Annotated in this window: 3 protein-coding genes and 1 pseudogene; 1 reads left to right on the top strand and 3 read right to left on the bottom strand. The window is 40.4% G+C overall.

Annotated elements, in window-relative coordinates; genetic code table 11:
• Window positions 1–108: 108 nt before the first annotated feature.
• Window positions 109–354 (top strand): annotated as a pseudogene (locus ACVA53_RS24680) (IS1595 family transposase); the annotation flags it as partial.
• 120 nt (window positions 355–474) lie between these two features.
• On the opposite strand, the gene ACVA53_RS24675 reads toward ACVA53_RS24680, so the two are convergent.
• The 3 genes from ACVA53_RS24675 to ACVA53_RS24665 all read right to left on the bottom strand — a co-directional run.
• A complete protein-coding gene (locus ACVA53_RS24675; protein ID WP_446506591.1) occupies window positions 475–3,165 on the bottom strand; it encodes a family 78 glycoside hydrolase catalytic domain in 2,691 nt (896 codons plus the stop codon).
• An 11-nt stretch (window positions 3,166–3,176) separates the two neighbouring features.
• Window positions 3,177–4,634: an MFS transporter gene (locus tag ACVA53_RS24670; RefSeq protein WP_446506590.1), complete on the bottom strand. Its 1,458-nt coding sequence runs from the start codon at window positions 4,632–4,634 to the stop codon at window positions 3,177–3,179.
• A gap of 358 nt (window positions 4,635–4,992) precedes the next feature.
• A partial coding sequence (locus tag ACVA53_RS24665; protein WP_446506589.1) for a hypothetical protein occupies window positions 4,993–5,185 on the bottom strand: 193 nt, incomplete at its 5' end.

The following is a 5,185-nucleotide window of genomic DNA, read 5'->3' as shown; positions in this document are numbered from 1 at the left end:
AGCTCCGTGGAATAAAGAAGCTATATCAATACCAAGTATTGAGGGTTATCTGAATGTGGGTAGGAATACCCGCTTACTTTTAATTAATAGTCAAAGACAGGATACAGTGTAAGCGCACTACGATCCCACGTGGCGCGCTTACTTTCATATAACGCAGCATGGCGGCTTAAGCACAAGCTCATGCAGGCCATGAAAGAGCGTGATGATGAATCCCCTTCGGATGGGTATATCCAAATGGATGATGTTTACTGGGGTGGCGTGCAGTGAGGTGCTAGTAGACGGTGAGCCAAAGGGAAGCGGCCATTCGTTGCAGCAGTATCACTGAATAAAGAAGGTCACCCAATAAGAATGCGATGTTGGAACAACTCATTTACTTAGGTATTCAAACAGCACCGATGCCTCAACGTTTACTTAAATTAGCTGAGGCTCGGTGGTAATCAGGTAAATAAATGTCGTTGCAAATTTTATATACCCCTAATCCATCTTAGAAAACAACGAATCAGCTGGCACCGACATTTTATTGTCCCTCTTTTTTTGAATATCAAAAAGATAGGTTCCAGACCCAACCTCATACACATTACTGCCAAGAGTAGTCATACCATTACTACAAACGATTTGATCGTTCACATCGAACTCTATCATCGCCGATGAGTTAAATGGAACAGTGATACTAAGAGAAAAGTAGTCACCATTTATATGTTTCCATTCTACGCATATATCACCATAATTTGACTCAAAGCGACCTTTTGCAAAGGCCAATTTTTTTGTCATTAACGGTTTTATTCGTAGTTTTTTAAAACCGGGAGAGGACTCAGTTGGTTGAATTCCTAATACAGAGCTATAAATCCAATCTCCAATAGAACCGTAAGCATAATGATTAAATGAGTTCATATCAGGGCTCCACATCGTACCGTCTGGTTTAATGCCATCCCAATGCTCCCAAATAGTGGTAGCGCCTTGCTTCACCTGATGTAACCACGAAGGGAAAGTCTCTTTAAGAAGTAAATCATAGGCTTCCTCTACATATCCATTATTGCTTAGTGCAAAACAAAAATAGGGGGTACCGACGAACCCTGTATTTAAGCTTCCATTATTTTCAGCCAAAAGCGCAATCAATCCTTCTGCTACTTTAGGCTTAAACACATCAGGCACTAAATCAAAATGAAGGCATAGTATATGCGACGTCTGCGTGCGAGCCTTGAGTGAGCCATCCACGTTAACAAACTTATTGTTGAAAGATGATTTCACTTTATCGTGTAACGCCCAATATTGACGCTCATCATCTACATAACCCAATACCTTTGCCGTTTTTGCTAGCAATCTTGTTGAATAAGCAAAGAAAGCCGTCGCTGTTAAATCATTCGGCGTGGCACCAAAGTAGCTCCCCTCTTTGGCATCTAGTGCTACCCAATCACCAAACTGAAGTTTGTAATTGAAAATATATTCATCAGAATTATTAACCATAAAGTCTACATAGGCACACATGCTTTCATACTGCCTCGCTAACAACGCCTTGTTAGCGAACATGACATACATTGTCCACGGTATAATAATTGCCGCATCACCCCACGCAGCTGAAGAGTGCGTACCTGTCGAAAGAAATTCATCATGATCCGTTCTCCCTGACAACACATCAGGGATGACATGCGGTACCCCGCCATTTTCAAGCTGATCCGCATTCAGGTCAGTCAACCATTTAGAAAAAAAACTGCTTGTATTAAACAAATACGATGCTGTTTTGGCAAAAATCTGCGCATCCCCCGTCCACCCCAATCGCTCATCTCTTTGAGGGCAGTCTGTCGGAATATCAACAAAGTTACTTTTCATTCCCCAGCGAATATTTTTATGCAGTTGGTTTAACAGGGCATTAGAGCTTTCAAATTCACTCGTTTGATCCATTTCAGAATGGATCACATGAACTTTAAAATTACCCGGTTTAACTACCCCTGGGTATTTGGTGACACGAACATACCTAAAACCTTGAAAAGAAAAATTAGAGCAGTAACTCTGTACCCCTGAGTCATCCAGAATATACTCAATTCGCTGTTTAGCTGAACGTAAGTTATCAAAATAGGCATTTCCGTTTGCATCTAAAACTTCAAAATGCTCAAGGACAACCTTGTGACCAACTTTGCCATTAACAGCAAACTCTACAAAGCCAGATAAATTCTGCCCAAAATCTAAAATCACTTCACCTTTTGGTGAGATGATTTTCTTCGGCTGCTCGATCTGCTCTATTCGTCGCACCGCATTGGCGTGTTGAGGGTTTAATATAGTAGTCGGTAAATCTAGCGAAACAGGGCGATACCAATCTGATTCATTTATATCACCGCTTAAACAGTTAACGACTTCGCGATTAGCATCGTAGGTTTCGCCATCATATATTTCAGAAAAAATGACAGGTGAAGCTGTTGCCAACCATGAGTCATCACTCGTCACCACCTGTGTTTCACCATTATCATAAGTAATGACTAATTGGCAAATAATGGCGCTCTTATTACCATAGAAGTTTCTCTCGCCGAAGAAACCAAACCGCCCCTTATACCAACCAGGAGCAACATGAAACGCGACAACATTGTTACCACTTATTTGGCTTGTGACATCATAAGTTTGATAGAGCATGTTTTTTTTGTAGCTTGTGCAACCAGGTTTAAGCTCATCCTGACCAACTTCTTCCCCGTTTAAGAATGCTTTGTAAATACCACAAGCACTCATATGGATAACAGCCGAATTGACGTGTTTTCCCTCGGAAAGATCAAACTTTTTTCTTAAATAAAAACATCTTGATAGCTCAGCTTCGTCTTCAATCTCCGGTGAAATGAACTGCGCATTCCATTGTGACATCAACCCCGTTAAAAACTGTTTAGGCTCTGACCATGCGGTACTCTCACCAACATTATTCCACACCTTGACGCGAACAAAGTAGCTTGTTGATGCTTCTAATGTGATATCGGCAAACTTCACGTTAACAGACTCATCACTGTCTACTTCACCAGAGTCCAACAGGACATCGTCAAACAGTGGGGTCTTAGCAAGCTGTACGTGATACTGCGTTTGATAAGCGCCATCAGATGAGCATTCAACGACCCAACTTAAAAGTGGTAGTCCGTCAAACGCGCCTAATTGCTGAGCTTGTTCGAGCATTACTTTTTTGATTCTAAACATACAACAAACTCCTAGATACTCTCGTCATTGAGCTTAGCCATAACAGCGCGATTGACGGGATACTTATAAAGAAATGCCGTTGCCAGTATCATGAATAAAGGTCCTACTAGGAAAGACGTTGTTGCTACTTGTTTTGCTACTTCTGCTGTTTGCTCCGGTACACCTTCAACATAACCGTTCATAGCGAGTAACCCGCCACTGAATAATAAAGCAAACGAAGTTGAAGCTTTAAGCGCAAAACTGAACATCGCCGAGTAACCACCATCTTTGACTTGCCCCGTTTTCGCTTCGCTAATCGCTGATACATCAGCAATCATAGATGTGGCAAGAGGCATAACTATGCCCCAACCAAACCAAAATAGCCCTTGAAAAAAAGCAAAGCATGGTACTGTAAATACAGTTTGATTATTGGCTAAGTCAAGGTTAAAAATATCAGCAGAGAAGATGATATACATACCGAGTCCTGCAATTGTCGATACGACCACTGCATATACAATGACAGATCTTTTCTCTAAAAAATTGACGAGCTTTGCAACGGCAAGTGAACCAAACGCGAAACCAACCATTGTACTTCCATGAACAAGAGTCTTATCGCCACTAGATAAATTTAGAAAATCGACATAAGCAAAAACTTGAAGTTGAGCGGTTAACATTACACCAATTTGCCCCACAAATAAGAATGCAAAAACACGTAGTGCTAACCTGTCAGATAAGATACCTTTGGTACTTACCATAAACTCTTTAATGCTCATCGCACTTTTAGATTGATTATCATTAGAGGAACTTGCAAACGCTCGGGTTAAATACACGCAAAGCAAGATCATAATGAGGGCAAATACACTTAATGTTATGCCCATAACTAAAAAATTGCCAGGCACTTTAGTGCCATCAACTCTTGCACCACTGGCATCTACGCTATCTTTGAAGAAAATACTCCATGCCAGAGCACCAAAGACAAAATTAACACACATATTAAAAAATGAACGAACACTTTGAAGCTTGGCTCTACTTTCATAGCCCTTACAGATTTCAAAACCCAGAGCGGTATATGGCACGACAAAAACTGTTAAGCTTGTTCTCATTATTAAATTAACTACAAGCAAGTACCCAAATAGAATCGTAGAGTTTCCGTAGAATGATTCTGGAACCGTCCAAAGTGAAATGAATGATACTGCTAATAGAATGCCTCCAAAGAACATGTATATGTGCCTGCGCCCGTAACGGCTTGTTGTATTATCCGTAACATAACCCATTACCGGGTCTGAAATCGCATCCCAAAGTACGCTGATACTTAGAGCCAGACCAGCTAAAGCTGCATTCAATCCCAACACTTGCGTGTAGAAAAGCAATGCAAAATTACTGACACCATTTATAGCAATAGACGTTGCACCTTCGCCTAATGAATAGGACCAAATGTCTTTGAGCGATGATTTACTTCTTTGGTTATAAGCTATAGATGTATCTGACATAAGACCTCCAAGTACTTACGGTCAACAACAAAAGTTTTAAAACGTTAGCACTGAAATCAATCCAATAACTTCAACAATTCGCTCCTAACTGACATAACTATGTCTTTTCCTGAAGGTATTGATGATGTCCATCACACAAACCCAATGTGATAGCAAAAAATGGGATGAACCACATGTTGAAAAATACCATCAACGCATTAGCCTCATATTGAGCTTTGTCTGCCCATTATGAGAAAAATGCACAATGAGAGGGAGACAAGGTTACCGAAGGAGTGTCTAATACTAAAAAGTCATATTCTTTAATTTAGAGCTAATTTTCGGTGATAAAACTAAGATATTTCTGTGCTGTGGTTATGTCTTAGCGCACAGTTTCTGTGTGGCGCCAGTGGAGAGCTCGTGATAATCCATTAATAATTAACAGTAAAGACAGATACAAACTCTTGTAAAGCGGTTTTAATAAAGCATCATTTAAACGTAAGCGGGTATTCCTACCCACATTCAGATAACCCTCAATACTTGGTATTGATATAGCTTCTTTATTCCACGGAGCT

It is taken from the genome of Photobacterium sp. DNB23_23_1, from assembly GCF_052873815.1.
Note: the sequence above shows the minus strand (reverse complement) of the source record. Positions and strands in the feature narration are given on the sequence as shown.